Origin of the sequence: Methanosarcina siciliae T4/M, from assembly GCF_000970085.1 — an archaeon.
In the GTDB taxonomy this organism is placed as follows: Archaea; Halobacteriota; Methanosarcinia; order Methanosarcinales; family Methanosarcinaceae; genus Methanosarcina; species Methanosarcina siciliae.
This window is the reverse complement of record NZ_CP009506.1, coordinates 2605691-2623110: the sequence shown is the minus strand read 5'-3', so window position 1 is coordinate 2623110 and position 17420 is coordinate 2605691. Positions and strand designations below refer to the sequence as shown.

The following is a 17420-nucleotide window of genomic DNA, read 5'->3' as shown; positions in this document are numbered from 1 at the left end:
CGGAAAATCTGTGAGTTTTATGTTTCAGCAAGAATTATAAATGCCGAAACCTCAAATTGACTAATCAGTCATTTTTAGAAGTTTAAATATTTACGAGTTTAAATATATAAAAGAAGGTCAGCGACAAAAAAACAGTTATAATGGGAGCAGCCCTGAAACTTTTTACGGGAAGAGGCTTCCATGTGACTTCCACAGTCCAGATATCAAAAGATGCCGGCGTGGCTAAGGGACCCTGTTTAACTACTTCCCAACCAAGGAATTATTATAAACAGCCTAAACAGCCTTTATTTTGTGGTCAAAGCAGGCTTAGCCGCAGCATCAAAGCATGCATAGGCAAGGAAGTTTCCATCCGGGGCAGGATCGGGAACGGTGGTCAGCACCGGGGTTCTCAGTGATTACCCTCCGGAATTGATCATGAAGATGTTTTTTAAGGGTACAAAGGCTGTTGTGAGTTTGATTCTGGACTAAGATGTGGTTCCGGACAGGAATGAACTCATCGAACAGGGGTTTCAGATTATCTTGAACGGGTTGACTAAAAAATGATTCAAACAGGCTGTCTCAAAACTATACCCGATCGTACATCTGGGTCAGAAACCCATAATCTCTATCTCTTTTACAAGAATCCTCGAGAACATTTAATGGAGGATATGAGGGCTAAACTGAACACAGAAAAAAGTACGGAAAAAAAAGGAAAACAGGAATTGAATTTGTTATGATGTGGTATCCTCTTCAAATTGAATGGAAATCTGTGCCTTTCAACTCAATGATCTTTTTTCTCTGATTAGTTGAGCCAGAGTTGGCATTGCTAGATAATTCTCAATCTTTGTCATAGCTCCATCAATAGTTTGCCACTCCCACGCTAGCCCTTCTACATTTCATACATATTAAAAATATATAACTGGTTTAAAACTGGTTAACATATAACTCAGATCTCACGGCATATATAAACAATGAACCATTTTTGCAGTAATGTTTAGTATCAGGGTTAATGTATTTTCCAGCAAAAAAGAAATCAATAAAAACATTCCGAAAAAACAAGTTACCTGCTGAAAGCAGGACGCATCTTTACACCCTGTCTTTTTCTTTAGTCAGTGCATCTATTTTTGCATGTATCTCTTCCATCTCCTGTTTGTACCTGATTTTGATTTCCTTCACTTCTCTGTAGATAAACATGCTCTCGTCACTGATTCCTGTCATTGCCTCTATGTGTATTATGAGTTCATCTACTCCTTCATCCAGTCGCGGTTCTACTTTCCGCCATTCTGTGTATTTAACCTCCAATTCTTCCTTACTTTTGTCTTCAAGATCAAATATCTCATCCCAGAGGTCCATAATCTGGCTTTCAATCTCTTCTTTTGTAGGCATTATCTTCTCCCCTGTTCGTTAATCTCTGTATAAGGGCATTATATTAATTCCCTTCAGAATTTTTCAGTAACTTTTTTCTGTCAGCTGCCAAGCCAGCTTTTTCACCCAATGCCAGTGTGGAATCAATAGTATTTTTATTTGCATAAATGATAAATTTTTCGAGGGGAAGAATCTCAGGTATTCCCGGTCCTATCAAGAATTATCTATTCCGGGACCCTGCTTGAGGTTTTTATTATTCCGAGGATTTTGTCGCGGACCGGTTTGGGGAAGGATCAAAAACTAATTAGAGGTAGGTGGGAGAAGAGGTGGGAGAAGAGGTGGGAGAAGAGGTGGAGCAGTCCGTGAGGGAAATATATTTTTACAGAAATAAATCTGAATATCTCTTTGAAATCAGCTTTTCCATATAATCTTCTACTGAACGGACCTGCAAAGAGGAAACGAGGAAGTTAACGCAGCTATAAATAAAATCATCGGAATAAGATTTATATCTGAAATACGAGGCCAATCAATGCGCGAATTTGCTGTTGTTATCGAACAGGACGAAGATGGAATTTACGTAGTTTCTGTTCCTGAACTTCCGGGATCTCAAGGACGTCGATTCTCTTCAGACCTTCTAGCCGCATTCCAATGTGGATATTTTTAAGGATATATTTTTCAGCCTCACCGATCAAGTAGAAGAGATCACCTGTATAGTCCTGCATGTCAATATATGAAGTATGTTACCTGCCGGATAACAGGATAGACTTTTGGTTCTATGTACGCTGAAATAGCCTGAGAAATGGTTCTCAAAGTATCAGTCCCAATTTCCTGGCCAACAACAGTCCCATCTTCCTTAACCCCAAAGTATAATTTGCCTTCCTGATGCTTATTGAGCATGGCAACTATGGAGATTACGGCAGGTTTCAATTGTGCAGTGGATTTTTTCAATTCAAGGGTTTCCGGACTCTTTCAGCTCAAAATTCCCATCGAAACTTCCTGTTCACCTGTGCAGTAGCTTCTCGTTTGCGGTCAGAATCTCAACTCCCATATCGCTGAAGTCCTTATCATGGGTTACGAAGATCAGCCCTTTGGCGCGGCAGATTTCTGCAAAGAGCAGGTCGTTGAAGTCATACTTTCCCTGCTCAAAGAAGCTCATGATTTCCGGCAGGTCTATGACATTTAAGTTGGGGTCGCAGGCAAGGGTGTTTCGGAGGATTTTCTTTACGTTTGAGGTAATGTCTGCGGCAACCGGACGAAAACCGAGTGAATTTCTGAAATCCTTGAACCTTGAATAATCCGTCTGCTGTTTGAACTCGATTCTGGAAAAGGCATTGATAAATTCCGAGATTATCATGCAGTTTATGTAGATTGTACCGTTTGAATTCCGGATTTCTCTTAAGGTTCTGGAATATATGGCAGACCTCTGGTCAGGCCAGCCTATGGGGCCGTAAATATAGAGCCAGATATTAGTATCAAAAAAATAACTCTGTTCAGGAGGAAAATCATAGGTTTCTGTGGAATGGATAGGTGCCGGGCCGGGCTTTACAGGCAGGGTCTTTCCGGGGCGAAGCCTAACACTGCGTTTTAAAGGATAGACTACCGCGCGGTGGACACTCTTATGCATCTTCGCCTCCGATCACATCCCTGAGAGCCTTTCTACAGGAATATGCATGTTCAAAATAGCCTTTTGCTCTCTCCATGACCCTCTTGAGGACAGTCTCATCTTCAGGATCAAGATCCGTAAAAAAAAGGTTTTTTTCAATCAGTTCAGCCGGAAAAGTCCCGTAAAGCTGCCCCACAGCCGAATTCAAAAAGGCAGGCGTAAGTTCGTCATTCTCTGCAAAAGAGAGTTCAACTTTCCTGTTTTTGCGGAAAAAGTCCGCAATTATATCGTGCACTTTTTGCCCATCGCAGGTCGCAACACAGAAATTGCTGCCTGCAGCTTCAATAATTTTTACTTTCACCCTCTCTTCCTTAACCTTTCCCATTCAGTCACTCCCACCCTGTGTATCAAGAAGCACAATTAGAAGCATAATTTTTAACCGGGCGCCTTAAGCCAAAAACCTGCACACTTTTGCCAGTTATCCCCCAGTTTTTTTGCCAATTCTTATTTCCAATACCTTTGCCGATTATTCTTTCCTTCAATGCCTTTTACTTATTATTCTTTAACTCTTTCTCACGTTACCGTCAATAACTTTAACGGTTTACCTTTAAGTTGACTGAAATAATCTTCTCTCCCGACAGCTGTTCAATCGTCTTTTTTCTTGAAAAAAAGCCATCCTTTGCCCTCTTTTCCGTACTTTGTCCTTATCAGTACATAATCCCCTTCGAGTTTTTCTCCGTGAAGCGTCACGGCAAATTCTTTCTCATTATGTTTCTGAAGCTCGAAGGTCCCTTTGTCCCAGATCTCAACCTTCCCGGCTCCGTACTCTCCTTCGGGGATTTCTCCCTCAAAATCGGCATATTCTAGCGGGTGGTCTTCAGTCTGGATAGCAAGCCTCTTAATGCCGGCACTTTCAGGCGGCTCCCTGGGGACTGCCCAGCTTTTCAGTACCCCGCCCAGTTCCAGGCGAAAATCATAGTGAAGGTTAGTTGCATCATGTCGCTGGACTACAAAAACAGGCTTATCCGAACTTTTTTCCGAACTTTTTTCGACCCCGCTAGCGAGAGGTTCGGAGGTCTTTTTAAAATCTCTCTTCTTCGCATATTCCTCAAGCATGGAAGATCAATATAAAATATTAATAGGCCGGATATAAATGATTATGCAGCAATATTTGGAAAAGTGACTTACGAAGAAGATATTCTTATCTGCCAATATTCTGTAATAGAAATTCCCGAAAAATCTAAAAAAAGCATCCTAAACAGTTCTTCTTTTACATTCTGGCAAGTGAATAATCGGAGTAAATCTTTAAGAATTCCCTGTCATTTTGCAGGAGCACGGTCTCAAACATTGCTAAATGGACTTTTTCCTCCCTGGCGATATCAAGAAGAATTGTACGGATTTCCTCATTTTTTGTCAGGTTTGCCATCTGTTCGTATATGTTGATGGCATCCAGTTCTGCGATCATTGCAGCTCTCAGGATTTCTTTATCAAGGTCTTCCTGGTTGGTATTCTCAATGTCTGCAATTGTTTCTGAAAACAGGATTCTCCCCCCTGTAAGTATGCCCCGTAAAGATATGAAAAGACAAACTTAATATTTCTTTCTGTTGGACCGACCCCTTAGGAACAGATTCCATTAGAAGTAGATTTCATTAGAAACAGATTCCATTAGAAATAGATTCCATTAGAAATAGATTCCATTAGAAATAGATTCCATTAGAAATAGATTCCATTAGAAACAGATCCGCGTAAGTACTGTAATTAATTAGGATCAGGACTGCAACAGTAGTTATAAATTGATTTACTTATCTTCCTAAGACAGAGATAATAATTTTTAATTAATAAATTTCCTATTTTGAAAAATATTTTGTATATAATTCAATTAAATTTCATATGTATTCTGGCCTATTCACTTTGAACAAATAGGTAATACAAGGCTATATGCTATAATTTTCAAAAAAAGTCAAATCCAAAAGTTTGTTATTTAGACAAGTAATTTATTTCTTCTTAGTAAAAAATATACAAGGTTAGAAAAAAACTTATACATAAATTTCATAAACTATACACATGAATTTTAATCAAAAATGGATTTACTTAAAAATATTTGTTGTACTGAATATTGTTGAAAATCCGCTTACTATTTGCGTATAGTCCGAAAATTTGAATCCCAATAAATTCCTCTGTATTGTTTCTTCCGTACTACCTCAGTCAGTTAACCAGAAATTGATCTTATCCGAGGCCGATAATTCTTGAAGAAAATAAATTCCCTCCTGTTTGCATTTATGATCTTATTTTCGTGTTTTTCCGGCAGCCTTTCTCTTGCCGCCGGAAGTTCCGAAAACTTCGAGCTGTCCCAGAACAATACTTCTCTTTCAGAACCTTCGATTGAAACGGCTCCCCTGAACCCTGACTTTCTGGAATCCGAAAAATCAGAGTCAATTGAATCTATCTCGTCTTCTGGAGATGGAGACTTTTCAGGTACCGGATATACTCCCTCGCCGGTAAACCTATCAGGGCTTTCAAAGCCTGCAGAAAGGCTTTTGCTCAGGGCATCAGCTTCGGAACTACCCGCAACTTTCGACCTGCGTACTAAGGGCCAGGTCACCTCTGTGGAAAACCAGGGAAAAACCGGAAGCTGCTGGGCTTTTTCAAGCCTTGCGTCCCTTGAATCTTACATTCTGGGGGCAGAAGGAGAAAGTTGGGACTTTTCCGAAAATAACATGAAAAACCTCGTTACAACATACTATTCCGACGGTTTTGACTTTGATGTCAATGACGGGGGGAATGCCTTCATGGCTATGGCATACCTTGCCCGCTGGGCCGGACCTGTAAACGAAGCCGAAGACCCTTTTAGCGAGACTTCTACGTCCTCCCCTGAAGGACTTGTCGTGCAAAAATATCTTCAGGAAGCGCTCATACTTCCTGACAGAACGGGCCCTCTGGACAATGAGGTGATCAAACAGGCACTTATGGATTACGGAGCCGTGTATTCCACGATGTACATGGATAAAACGATCTATTACCAGGAAAATAATCATGCTTATCTATACACAGGGTCGGGTAAAGTAAACCATGCGATAACTATCGTAGGCTGGAACGATTCATTTGACAGAAACATGTTCAAACAAATTCCTGCAGGAGACGGGGCTTTCATTGTAAAGAATAGCTGGGGGGAGTCCTGGGGAGAAGAGGGATACTTCTATATTTCCTATTATGACACCAGGCTCGGATACGAAGAAAATGCCGTGTTTACGGCTGCAGATCAGGACAACTTTGACTACAATTACCAGTATGACCCACTCGGATGGGTAAATCAGATCGGGTACTCCGAATCTTTAACTGCCTGGAGTGGCAATGTATTTACTTCGGAAGGAAATGAAATACTTGAGGCTGTAGGATTCTATACTACGGATTTCGATACGGCTTACGAGATATATGTTTACAAAAACCCGACAGATGGTCCCCTCAGTCAGTCGGGTATTTTTGTTGCAAATGAAAACGGAACCTGTGCATTTCCTGGCTACCATACTCAGCTGTTGAGCTCACCAGTAAACCTGAGTTCAGGGGAAAAATTTTCAGTGGTTATTAAGTTCAGCAATCCTTCATCCGGAAACCCGCTTGCTCTTGAGTATAAACTTTCCGGTTATAGCAGCAAGGCGCAGGCCAATTCCGGAGAAAGTTATATAAGTTTAAATGGAGTCAGCTGGCAAGACCTGACATCAGTAGAAGACAAAACATACGATTATTCCGAAGCAAACTTCTGCATAAAGGCTTTCACCATTGTTACTGTTCCTCCAGAGGCTGAATTCTCGTCAAATATCACCAGCTGGGTTTCTCCTCTTACAGTCCAGTTTACCGACCTCTCTAAGGATGCCTTTTCCTGGGAATGGGACCTGAACGGGGACGGAATTGTGGACTCAATAGTCCAAAACCCGGTCTACACCTATAGCTCCAACAAAGCTTATACCGTCTCGTTGAATGTCAGCAACAGGAACGGTTTTGACTCAGAGACAAAGATCAATTACATAACAGTTGCCCCACTCTCAATCCTCTCTGCAAGCCCCAGCGAAAATGTTACAACTTATGAAGGAGGGGAGCAGGCGTTCAGCATCAGCACAAACCATAACAGCACTGTACGCTGGTACCTTAACGGAGTGTTAAAGAGTTCCGAATCCGGTGTTACAAGCAGTTCCTATTCCAGCAGTGCCCTCTCTCCCGGAACTTACACTGTTACCGCCCGCGCTGTAACAGGAAGCGAAAAGGTTGCATGCACCTGGGCCTGGACAGTCCGCGACTGGAACCCCTGGGACGATTCGACCTCTCAGGAAGGAACCGGCATAAGCACAGGAGAACTCCAGGAAGCGATACATGTCTATAAAAACAATCTTCCCATTCCGAACACTGGGGTAGAACTGACGAGCTCCAGACTCGAGGAACTTATATGGCTCTGGCGTGAAGGGTCTGCAAATTGAAAAAACAGTTTAGCAACAACCGGGAAACTGAATCAGGGTTTCTCGTTCCTTTTTAAATTTGCTTTTTAACTCCTGTTTAGTTTTTTTAACTTCTTTTCAGTTCCTCTCTTAATTACTTTCCTATTTTTCTTTAATCCTCTTCTTGATTTTTCCCTTTCTTTGATTATTTTTCTTTTTCCAGAGTCTGTTCGACTCCTTCCCCTATTTTAACATTCATAAGAAAATCGTCAACAGTTGCAAGAAGAGAACCAATTTTCTCGGAATGAAAGCGCACAGCAATCCTTTCATCGCTGATTTCACTTTCCATACTCCTCAGGTTGTCCGGGGAAAGGGCTTTGAGGATTCTGGCTACCGATTGTTTTGACTCTGGGTCAGGAAACCCAATTGTACCTGTGATTTTCATAAATATTCCTCGTGCGTTTTTCCTGCTTAATTCCATTTTTTGCATTTACTGCCAATTTCCTTTTACTTTGCCTTCCCACTGGTATTTTTCCTGAGCTGGTCTCCTATGATCCGGTCAACAATGCTCAGGAACTCCTCCGTACTTCCCAGGGGAATTGAGGCTCCGGATGCAACACTATGCCCGCCTCCGTTTCCGCCGACTGCGCCTGCAGCTTCCCTGAGGGCAAAGGCGAGGTCAAGGCCTCTTGATACAAGTTCGCGGGTTCCCCTGGCAGAAACCTTCAGTATTCCCTCAGACTCGTTTACGCAGATGAAGGGGAGTTCGGGGTGGAGGTATCTGACCACGGTTGTGGCAAGGCTTCCTGTAGAGAGGGCATCAACCGTGTTAATGCACCAGATGTTTTCCCCTTTACGAATTTTTTCCACGCTTTTCCGGATATCCATAGCAAGGTTCTTTTCATACTCTTTTGTAAGGGAGATGGCTTCTCCAACAATGGTCGGGTCTTTCAGGCAAAGCGCAAGGGCAAGCCCGTAAACCTTCTGCTTTCCGCAGGTATTGAGAATGGAGATGAAATCATAGACATTATGCACCAGCTCCCGGTTCAGCAGAAAGATGTCTCCTATGACGGCTTCTATTGCCTCGGGACTTGCCTGCCTGACAAGTTTCAGGGCAATAGCGCTGGCAAGTTTTGATAACTCTTCTTCGGACAGGTTTTCAATGTTTCCGGAAAGCCCTAACTGGTTTAAAAATTCGGCTGCTTTTTCCGGGTAGCCGGTTACATTCAGGAAAGGTTCCGTGCTGTATGCAAGCACATCCGCAAGGGCTCCATCCCCCACCTTCAATCCTTTCCTTATGGACACGACTCCTGCTTTTATGGCTTCGTCCAGAATAAAGGCGTTTGCAGTCCGGAAAAGTTGCCTGTCTCCGACTGCGCCTGCAATTGCCAGTCCTGCAAGATCAATGTTTCCTGCTCCGAGTTCCCTGGCTACAAGATAACAGGTGCCTGAAGCCGAGATATCCGTTGCCCCGTCGATCTCTACCATATGGGCATTTACCACGACTTTTGCAGGGGACTGTCCTACTGGCTTGTGATGGTCAAGCACCACGACGTCAGCCGCAACCTTACCTATAAGTTCCGGTTGTCCGCTGCCCATATCACAGAAAATGACCAGGTCTCCTTTCGATACGGTCCTGTTCACTTCTTCGATCACAGTCTCATTCAGTTTTCCTGCTATTGAAAGTTGGAAACCTATACCTGCCCGTAACAGAGCCAGGGCCATGATCCCTGATGAAGTCAGCCCGTCAGCATCATTATGTGAAACTATGCGCACAAACCTATGCTTCCGGATTTTATCGGCTGCATTTTTTGCAAGGTTAATCAGTTTTTCAAGCTCGCTCAAAACCCATCACTCATAAAATTCAATATCAAAGTCAGAAACCCGGTACAGAGACCGATACATTTTCGATGTATATAATACTTAGTTACCAGCTCACGAAATATGCCAATCTATACTGGCTTGATAATATAAATTATTCTACTGTCTAATAAATCATCCCTGGTATAAATCATCCCTGATATCTCAACTGCCTAATACAGGAATTTGTATAAAGATTAATGCTCAAAACGGTTTTGTTTTTAGTTCTCTGGACTCCTGGCTTTTAGACTAACGGTTATTCTGATTAATGAACTCGACCTCGTCATGTCTAAGGCTTCAAAAACCTATCTCCGGGTTCCCGGAAATGTAGGAAACAAAAGAAAAGCAGGTAGGAGTCGTGGAAAGGGAAGGAGAGAAGAAAGAGAAAGGGGGATAAGAAGCGAAAGGTTTGAAAGCTTTTTCCGGATCGGTTCGGGATGAAAAATATCTGTTTTCCCGGTTCAAGGGTTTGTTTAAAAAAGTTATAGAAAAGGGTCGGAATTGAGAGGAAAGGAGTTTCCTCTCAATTTTAGAGATTGGTGGTAAGAATGGAGGGCTAATCCATTCTGTATTTCGTTTTTCCAAGTTGTGCATATTTGTTACATAATCAAACATTACCATAATATATAACTCTTTTTAGTAAACATATGTACGAATATTTCTTCTTTTAGGCTGATTATTCGATTAAAAACTGTTTTTATTTATAAAAAAACCATTCTTTCGTTAAGGATAACTGAACATATAATCTACTATTCTGGCCCTTCGTTTCTTCGGTTTGTGACTGAAAACTACATCGAATCCGTTTCTCCTTTTCCCTCCAAAATTGTTATATGTTTACAAAGACTGTCTTCGATGAATATGGTATTATTTCAGTCATGTTTTGATTATTTCCAGCAGGTTTGATTACATTTCGTACATTTGATCTGTGTTTAGCTCTTCAAAATCTCTGGGGGTCAACTTAATTAATAAGAAAGCATATAGTTAAAAAAGCGGCAGGGCGCCCTGCCAGTGAACATCAGTAGTGTAGCGGTCATCACCGGGCGTTGCCAACGCTCGAACCCGGGTTCGAATCCCGGCTGGTGTATATTTTTTGATTTTGATGGTTCCCGATTATTTTGATGGTTCCCGATTATTTTGATGGTTCCCGATTATTTTGATGGTTCCCGATTAGGTTGTTTATTCTTAATACCCGAAACTGGAATCTTTTGTTTTTTCTCTTCTACTCCTTGCAGAGCTGAAATTGTCTCATTTGCTCTCGACATAAAAAAATAACATGAAAATTCCCGCTGGTATTAAGGGAAAAAAGAGAAAACTAGAAATGTATCTCATCCTTTATCCGGAGCTTTCATAAGGTCGATACTCGTTGCGGTTCCCACCATGATATCCTCTTCTTTTTCCAGTGCCTCAAGGATGTTTGAGATCAGAAGATGGCTGATCCCCCTCCTTTTTCTGGGGTCTACCACGTACCTCAACCGTATTTCGATCCAGTTTTCCTGCATCTTTGTGTAGAGTTTTGTCTGCACGTCATATGTTGTAATGAAGTATTTTTTTCCCATGAGACTGAGTTCCTTCTGCGCCATGTCCTCAAACTCCCCTACAACCGGTCCGGCGGTTTTAAGGGCAATTTCTTCGGCTTTTTTCCAGTTGCTGCCGTAAATCAGAATAACCCGGATTTCGTCCCAGATAAAGGAGTAGTCCCGCGTATAGTTTTTTATCGTCTGGTTGAGGGCAAAGCTGTTGGGGACCTGGAGAATCCTGCCCGTGTACTGGTCTGCATCCACCCATTCCCGGATTTCCATAATTGTTGTGCTGAAACTTCCTATATCGAGCACGTCGCCTATACTGTCCCCTACCTGGATCCTGTCACCTGCTTTGAAAGGACGAGATATGATTATGAGCACTCCTCCGGCTATATTCCTCAGGAGGTCCTGAAGGGCGATTGCAACTCCGGCGCTCAGGATCCCGTAGGCAATAAGCAATGTGCTCGTTCGCTCAACCCAGATTGCAAAAAGAGAGGCAACCGCAAAGATTGTGATGAGGATAGATACGGTCTTCCTCAAGGCATATCGGTCTTTTGAAGTCGATACTTTTCTCAGGATCAGGTTGTCGGCAATGGAGTTTGCCAGGTAAGCGAGCAGGACCACGACTAAAGAGACCAGAAGAGCATCCAGAAAAACCCGGTTCCGGATAAATAAATCAGTCAGATACCGTATGTACGCAAGAAAAAGGATTAAAACCAGCAGGATAAAAACATTCAGTCTCTGGAGAATCCTCATGTAATAAAATATGGGGTAATTTATATATTAATATGGGCAGGCTTATAAGCAGCCCCTATAAATTACAAAAATAACAGGTATTTCCTTTATTAGGACAAGGCTTACGATATTTATTCGGCGCCTTTAAATATAATAAATGCAATTTCTGTTTTTCTTCTTCAGGCAAAATGAGGCAAAAAGGTAAAAAGAAGAGATAGTATGACTGAAAAGGAGGCAAAAAGGCACGAAATAAGGGTAGGCAATACGGACCTTTTCCTGAGTGCTCTCAAGACTACGGTTCCCGTGTTTCTCGGATACATACCCCTCGGAATGGCTTTCGGATTCCTGATTGACGGGGCCGGATACCACTGGATTTATGCTTTCCTTATGAGCCTCCTCATTTATGCGGGTGCGGGCCAGTTCCTGGCAGTCGCTTTACTTGCTGCAGGTGCCGGGCTTCCGGAGTTTGTTATAGCCACGCTGCTCCTGAACCTCAGGCACGCTTTTTACGGACTGTCCCTGCTGGATAAATTTTCCGATGTCGGGAAAGTCAAGCCTTACCTCATCTTTGCATTAACTGACGAAACCTATGCCCTCCTGACCACAGCCGAAGTTCCGGCAGGCGGGTCAAAGGTAAGGTTTTACTTCTATATTGCAGCTCTCGACCACCTCTACTGGATTATAGGATCGGTGCTCGGGGCAGGGCTTGGCTCTCTGCTGGACCTTAATCTTGAAGGCATGGCTTTTGTACTGACTGCCCTGTTTGTGGTGCTGACAATCGAGCAGTACTTCAACTCCAGCGTACGCTTCCCCTTCGTAGCTGCAGTGGGTGCAGGAGCAGTCTCCCTTATACTCTTCAGTCCTGACAATATGCTGCTAATTTCGATCATTTTGGGGATCATGATTCTGATAGCCAGGGAAAAACTGAGGCAGGGAGATAAGCAATTGAACAAAAGCTTAGGGCAGGCTAAAGGAATCGGACAGGTTCATGCGGCAGCACAGCCTGTTCAGGACAGTTCACAGGAGGAAAACTGATGACCGATACTTTGCAAATGCTTGTAATCATCACTGCAATAGCCCTTGCAACTTTTACTACAAGGGTCCTTCCTTTCCTGTGTTTCGGTTCAAGAGAGCCTCCGGCAATGCTTTCCACAATAGAAAAAAACCTGCCGCCTATGATCCTCCTGCTTCTGGTCATTTACTGCCTGAAAGATGTACAGTGGCTTTCTGCTCCTTACGGGATTCCGGAACTCTTGACAATTGGGGTTGTTGCAGGGCTCCACTTATGGAAAAGGAATGCAATGCTCAGCATTTTTGCAGGGACAGGGCTTTATATGGCACTTGTGCAGTTCAATGTTTTTTCTTTTCTCTGATTTTTGCATCATAATTTTTTTTAAATTTTAATATATCCAGGAATATTTATATACCGTTTCTATTATGCCTCTTAATGTGAAGTGACTTATATGGCTGAAAAAAAAATTGACTTATCTTCACTTAAAAGTAAAGGTTTTCTGTCCCAGAGGCAGGAGAATATGTTTTCAATGCGGCTGAAAGTTGTGAGTGGCAATCTGGATGCCGAAAAACTGCGGGCAATTGCAGATACAGCCGAAAAATACGGTTCCGGCTATGTCCACATAACCTCAAGGCAGCAGATTGAGGTTCCTTTTGTCAAACTCGAAGATGCGGAAACGGCAAATTCTGAACTTGAAAAGCAGGGAATTTCGGGAGGTTCTGCCGGAAAAAAAGTGAGGGCTGTCGTTGCCTGTCAGGGAGACAGGGTTTGCAGAAACGGGTTGATTAACTGCCAGGACCTGGCGTACAGAATTGATGAAAAATACTTTGGGGAAGCTGTCCCGAAAAAATTCAAAGTTGCAGTAACCGGGTGTCCTGCAGCCTGTGTACGACCCCAGGAAAATGATTTCGGAGTCATGGGCACGGTAAAGCCTGAAATTCTTGAGGAAAACTGTGTCGGCTGCAAGCTCTGTGAAAAAGCATGTAAGGTAGGAGCAATAACAGTTCAGGATGATAAAGCCCGTATAGATCCCGAAAAATGCATCCTCTGCGGGGCATGTATTGCAACCTGCAGGAAAGATGCCCTGAGGGAAGAAAAAACCGGGTATACGATCTTTGTCGGAGGAAATGGAGGGCGGCATCCCAGACAGGGAAGAAAGCTTCTTGAGCTTGCAAACGAGGAGCAGCTTTTCTCAATCCTTGAAAAAACCTTTGAATATTACAGGAAAGAAGGACTTGATGGGGAGAGGTTTGGAAACCTCCTTGACAGGCTTGGATTTGAAAAATACCTGAATGTAATCGGCTGTGTGTCGCATGATGAAAATTTATTGTGAATGAATATTTATTGTGAAATTTGAGTAAATAAAAATTCTCCTATTCGTTTTTATTGGTCAGAGAAGCTAAAGCCAGTATCCGGCGAGCTCACACAGCCTGCGCAGTCTTCTTGTCTGTGTCTATGTTGTGCTACTTCTTTTTTTATAGAAATTCTGAATACGAGTGAAGACAGCTGCTCACATATATCTTTTTTCACCAGACCATAAAACAATCAGAATAAGGAAATAATTTCGGGATAAAACACAGAAAAACAACTATCTATTTATAAAGAAAAACCTATTCTATGTAGCTTCTCAGGAAGAATAAAAAACAAAAGATGTCTTAGAATGAACAGAGCTACCCCCCTCCTCGAAAATGGGAGTTCTTATCATGGAATTCCCGTGATGCATTTATTATATCTCCTGCTTATTCTGATAGCTCCTTTTGCAGGGGTAGATCTCCTTCTCTTCCTATCTTTTGGCCTTTTTCTGGGACTGAGGTTTTCCGGGAAGTTTCTGTCCTGCAGAAGGGATGCAGCTAGTCTTTCATTTTCCCTTACGTTGATGCTGCTTGTTTCTGCAGTTTCTCAGGATCTTACGTACACATACCCGTACTATATAGTCCTCGCCGCCTTTGCCATTGCAGCAGTCGGAAACCACATCTCCTTTTTTACCGAAAGAGGTTTCATGGCTGATATCGAGTCCGGAAAGAACAGGATAAAGCAGAGAAGGTTCTCATTGCTCTGGAGTTCTATTTTTCTCTCTCTCAGGATTATTGCGGCATTTCTTGCAGCAAGCTGGATAGTCTACTGGCAGGACCTTCCAATCCCGTACAGCTTTATCTTTTTCATATCCGTTATCGGAGCCGTTACAGGTTCTCTTTTTGAGTCCATACCTACCAGAATAAACAGCAATATTCCGGTACCTCTGGGGGCAGGGATGACGATGTGGATTTTTGAGGAGTTCAGGTACTGGGTGCCTCCAGAGAAAATGCTTGTAGCTCTTGCCTTCTCCCTGTTCCTCGGGGCGATGGCTTACAGGGCGAAAATTGCCGATGTTTCCGCCCTCCTCAGTGCTGCCCTTCTCGGAGTCCTGATAATCGTATTCAGCGGGCTTCCCTGGTTTTTGCTCCTTCTGACCTTTTTCATACTGGGAGGCGGGTTTACCAGGTACAAGTACGCATACAAGGAATCAATCGGGATTGCTCAGGCAAAAAACGGTATTCGTAGCTATGAAAACGTCTTCTCGAACAGTACCGCAGCCCTTGTCCTTGCAGTAGCATATGGAATCTTCCCGGATCAGAGCCTCCCGATCATTTATGCCTACATAGGTACTGTTGCAACCGCGACAGGCGATACTCTGGCAAGTGAGATCGGAACCACGGCAAAAGGAAGACCCCGAATGATCACAACCCTCAAACTTTCTGAACCCGGAGCTGACGGAGCTGTCTCCTTCCTGGGCGAACTTGCCGCAATTTTCGGTTCTGCAACCATAGGTGTGCTTGGCTATGCCCTGGGGATATCTGACAACCTCTTGCTTTCAGTCCTTATTACAACAGCAGGAGGATTTTTCGGGACAAACATTGACAGCCTGCTCGGAGCTACCCTTCAGAAAAGAGGCCTGCTCTCAAACAGTGGGGTAAACTTTGCTGCAACCTTTGCAGGCGCAGGGATTTCAGCCTTCGTATATATTCTCGTAGCCGGTTTTTAAGTTATGAAATGTTTTCTGTGTTAATTTGCAAATTCCATTTAAATCTGGTTTTTTCATGGTTTTGAATATTTTAAAGCCCCTGGATTAATTGTTGATTTTTGTTTCTCTTTCCCTTCTTATTTTCTGTCTTTTGAGAAGACCGCTCTCCTACGTCTAACGGGACAAGAAAGACACTATGTAACTAAATGGTTGTACGGATAAGAAATAAGAACTATCTGTAACTTGGCCTTCTTGAGCAAAGAGGAAAACAACGTTACTTGTCCATAAGTTAGACATGTTATAAATGATTTTTTACATTCCATTTTTTAATCAAGATAACTCCATTATGAAAAAGCCGCGCTGTAAGCGCGGTAAATTTCCGTGAAGACGTCTAATAAGGTTGTTTTGTTTCCTCTAAACCTACAAATCGTTCTTCCTTTTTTACATCTATCAACAAAAATCTATAGCCACCACTACCGTTATTCAATCCTTTTCCTCATCTCTCCTCTCCTACCAGGTTACTTTATGTCGGGACTTGGAAAGGTTTTTTATTCTTTTCTACCGACCAAATAATCCTTATCATCTTTTTAGCTGCCGCACAAAGTGCAGTATTGTAGTGTTTCCCCTCACTTATTTTCTTCATGAAATACTGCTTTATCACCGGATTATGCATCTTTGCTTGCACAACAGCTCTCCCCAAAACCCATCTTAACAATCTTGATCCTCTTTTGTTAGGTCCTGAAATAACTTCCTTGTTCCCAGACTTTTTTACTTTTGGATCATATCCTGCAAAAGCGACTATCTGGTCTGGATGTTGAAAGTTCTCCACGTCTCCAAGTTCCGCCCAGATCATAGCCGCCATTAAATCACTAATTCCAGGAATTGTCTGAAGGTAATGCTTATCCTTCAACGTTTCCCAAGCAGCCAAAATCCTGGTTTCCACTTCTTTTATCTGGCTTTCCATGTATTCAATCAGGTTAAGCAAGGACTTGACCTCAAATAATAAAGCCTCCTCAATAAAGTCAGGAGAAATTGAATCTTTCGCCATTTCTAAGAGTTTTCTTGTTTTCTCAGGACTGTAATGATTTCTGCTCGTTTTTTTCATAAACTCATAGAGCTTTTCCTCTCCCATTCCAAGCATATCTGAGGGTCTTGGTACTTCATTTAGAATGGCTATAGATGTTTTAGTGAATATGCTGGAAAACATCTGGTCATATCGGGGAAAGATAAGATGTACGTTACGTATTAACCGCTTCTTTAGATTAGCCACATTTGATTTCAACTTGAAATGGAATCCACAGTATTCTTTCAATTCCATTCTTTTTTTATCGCCATAACAGGTTTTTGGCGCCTCCCCAAATTGAAGTATCGCAGCAATTGTTTTTGCATCGATTTTATCGGTTTTTGATCCCCTAATGTTGACCGCTGCAAACCCCTTTACCTGAGAAGGATTGTAGGCATGAATTTCATAGTGTTTTGAAAGTTCCGAATATATGGCATACCAGTATATTCCCGTAGCTTCCATTCCAATCCGAGGAATTGAATTTAATCTATTAGATACTGATTCCACACGTTCTATGAATTTCTCGATACTGCTTTTTAAATTCTTGATTTGGATATACCTTCCAATCTGTTTACCCTCATCGTCCAAAATACAGGCTTCATGAGCATCCTTAGCGATATCAATACCGATGTTCAAATACATTTTTTGATCCCCCACAATACGATTTTATAGGCTGGAGACCAAATATCCCTCTGCTCTCTACAGATCGTAAGCTCGTGGAAAATCGCCAGACTCTGTGAGCACAGAGCTGTAACATGTTAAATTGCCGGAGAGCCGTAGGAGTGAGGGTGGTAGTCTAAGATAGCCGGACAATGCCGTAAGTCCTAATAACTACCCTCCCAGCCTACGTTTGTT

18 protein-coding genes and 1 tRNA gene are annotated in these 17420 nt (G+C 42.5%); 7 read left to right on the top strand and 12 right to left on the bottom strand.

Features of this window, described 5'->3' with window-relative positions; translation table 11 throughout:
* The first annotated feature begins 140 nt into the window (after positions 1-140).
* The gene (locus MSSIT_RS24750) at positions 141-395 is read left to right on the top strand and encodes a TetR family transcriptional regulator (protein ID WP_048172420.1); all 255 of its coding nucleotides are present in this window, start codon (positions 141-143) and stop codon (positions 393-395) included.
* 670 nt (positions 396-1065) lie between these two features.
* Here the strand turns inward: MSSIT_RS24750 and MSSIT_RS11155 are convergent.
* The 8 genes from MSSIT_RS11155 to MSSIT_RS11130 form a co-directional block, all read right to left on the bottom strand.
* A complete protein-coding gene (locus tag MSSIT_RS11155) occupies positions 1066-1365 on the bottom strand; it encodes a hypothetical protein (protein WP_048172418.1) in 300 nt (99 codons plus the stop codon).
* 43 nt (positions 1366-1408) lie between these two features.
* The gene (locus tag MSSIT_RS23215; protein WP_156158843.1) at positions 1409-1561 is read right to left on the bottom strand and encodes a hypothetical protein; all 153 of its coding nucleotides are present in this window, start codon (positions 1559-1561) and stop codon (positions 1409-1411) included.
* A 331-nt stretch (positions 1562-1892) separates the two neighbouring features.
* Complete coding sequence (locus tag MSSIT_RS24120; protein WP_197080260.1) at positions 1893-2066, bottom strand: hypothetical protein; 174 nt, start codon at positions 2064-2066, stop codon at positions 1893-1895.
* Position 2067: 1 nt separating this feature from the next.
* Positions 2068-2292, bottom strand: a complete 225-nt coding sequence (locus MSSIT_RS24115) for an AlbA family DNA-binding domain-containing protein (RefSeq protein ID WP_052721617.1) — start codon at positions 2290-2292, stop codon at positions 2068-2070.
* Positions 2293-2344: 52 nt separating this feature from the next.
* Positions 2345-2968, bottom strand: coding sequence for a type II toxin-antitoxin system VapC family toxin (locus MSSIT_RS11145; protein WP_048172417.1), 624 nt, complete (start codon positions 2966-2968; stop codon positions 2345-2347).
* Positions 2961-3332 (bottom strand): STAS-like domain-containing protein, encoded by a 372-nt coding sequence (locus MSSIT_RS11140; protein WP_048172415.1) that lies wholly within the window; start codon positions 3330-3332, stop codon positions 2961-2963. The genes MSSIT_RS11145 and MSSIT_RS11140 overlap by 8 nt, the downstream gene beginning before the upstream one ends.
* Before the next feature lie 260 nt (positions 3333-3592).
* Positions 3593-4063, bottom strand: a complete 471-nt coding sequence (locus tag MSSIT_RS11135) for a DNA polymerase ligase N-terminal domain-containing protein (RefSeq protein ID WP_048172413.1) — start codon at positions 4061-4063, stop codon at positions 3593-3595.
* 154 nt (positions 4064-4217) lie between these two features.
* Complete coding sequence (locus MSSIT_RS11130; RefSeq protein WP_449288711.1) at positions 4218-4463, bottom strand: demethoxyubiquinone hydroxylase family protein; 246 nt, start codon at positions 4461-4463, stop codon at positions 4218-4220.
* Between the two features lie 763 nt (positions 4464-5226).
* On the opposite strand from MSSIT_RS11130, the gene MSSIT_RS11125 reads away from it, so the two are divergent.
* The gene (locus tag MSSIT_RS11125; RefSeq protein WP_048174707.1) at positions 5227-7416 is read left to right on the top strand and encodes a lectin like domain-containing protein; all 2190 of its coding nucleotides are present in this window, start codon (positions 5227-5229) and stop codon (positions 7414-7416) included.
* 163 nt (positions 7417-7579) lie between these two features.
* Here the strand turns inward: MSSIT_RS11125 and MSSIT_RS11120 are convergent, their stop codons facing one another.
* A complete protein-coding gene (locus MSSIT_RS11120) occupies positions 7580-7819 on the bottom strand; it encodes a KEOPS complex subunit Pcc1 (protein WP_048174706.1) in 240 nt (79 codons plus the stop codon).
* A gap of 62 nt (positions 7820-7881) precedes the next feature.
* A complete protein-coding gene (locus MSSIT_RS11115) occupies positions 7882-9219 on the bottom strand; it encodes a DHHA1 domain-containing protein (RefSeq protein ID WP_048172408.1) in 1338 nt (445 codons plus the stop codon).
* Between the two features lie 1027 nt (positions 9220-10246).
* Between MSSIT_RS11115 and MSSIT_RS11110 the strand changes: the two genes are divergently transcribed.
* Positions 10247-10318 (top strand) — tRNA-Gly (locus MSSIT_RS11110).
* A 241-nt stretch (positions 10319-10559) separates the two neighbouring features.
* Here MSSIT_RS11110 and MSSIT_RS11105 read toward each other — a convergent pair.
* Positions 10560-11510, bottom strand: coding sequence for a mechanosensitive ion channel family protein (locus MSSIT_RS11105; protein ID WP_048172407.1), 951 nt, complete (start codon positions 11508-11510; stop codon positions 10560-10562).
* A 198-nt stretch (positions 11511-11708) separates the two neighbouring features.
* On the opposite strand from MSSIT_RS11105, the gene MSSIT_RS11100 reads away from it, so the two are divergent.
* The 4 genes from MSSIT_RS11100 to MSSIT_RS11085 all read left to right on the top strand — a co-directional run bounded on the left by MSSIT_RS11100 (position 11709) and on the right by MSSIT_RS11085 (position 15523).
* On the top strand, positions 11709-12524 hold the full coding sequence (locus MSSIT_RS11100) for an AzlC family ABC transporter permease (RefSeq protein ID WP_082088965.1): 816 nt from the start codon (positions 11709-11711) through the stop codon (positions 12522-12524).
* Positions 12524-12862: a branched-chain amino acid transporter permease gene (locus MSSIT_RS11095; RefSeq protein ID WP_048172405.1), complete on the top strand. Its 339-nt coding sequence runs from the start codon at positions 12524-12526 to the stop codon at positions 12860-12862. The genes MSSIT_RS11100 and MSSIT_RS11095 overlap by 1 nt, the downstream gene beginning before the upstream one ends.
* Positions 12863-12952: 90 nt before the next feature.
* Positions 12953-13834 carry a 4Fe-4S binding protein gene (locus tag MSSIT_RS11090; protein ID WP_048172403.1) on the top strand — a complete coding sequence of 294 codons (882 nt, stop codon included), beginning with the start codon at positions 12953-12955 and terminating at the stop codon, positions 13832-13834.
* 327 nt (positions 13835-14161) lie between these two features.
* A complete protein-coding gene (locus MSSIT_RS11085) occupies positions 14162-15523 on the top strand; it encodes a TIGR00297 family protein (protein ID WP_048172402.1) in 1362 nt (453 codons plus the stop codon).
* A gap of 502 nt (positions 15524-16025) precedes the next feature.
* Here the strand turns inward: MSSIT_RS11085 and MSSIT_RS11080 are convergent.
* Complete coding sequence (locus MSSIT_RS11080) at positions 16026-17207, bottom strand: IS110 family RNA-guided transposase (protein WP_048172108.1); 1182 nt, start codon at positions 17205-17207, stop codon at positions 16026-16028.
* Positions 17208-17420: the final 213 nt, after the last annotated feature.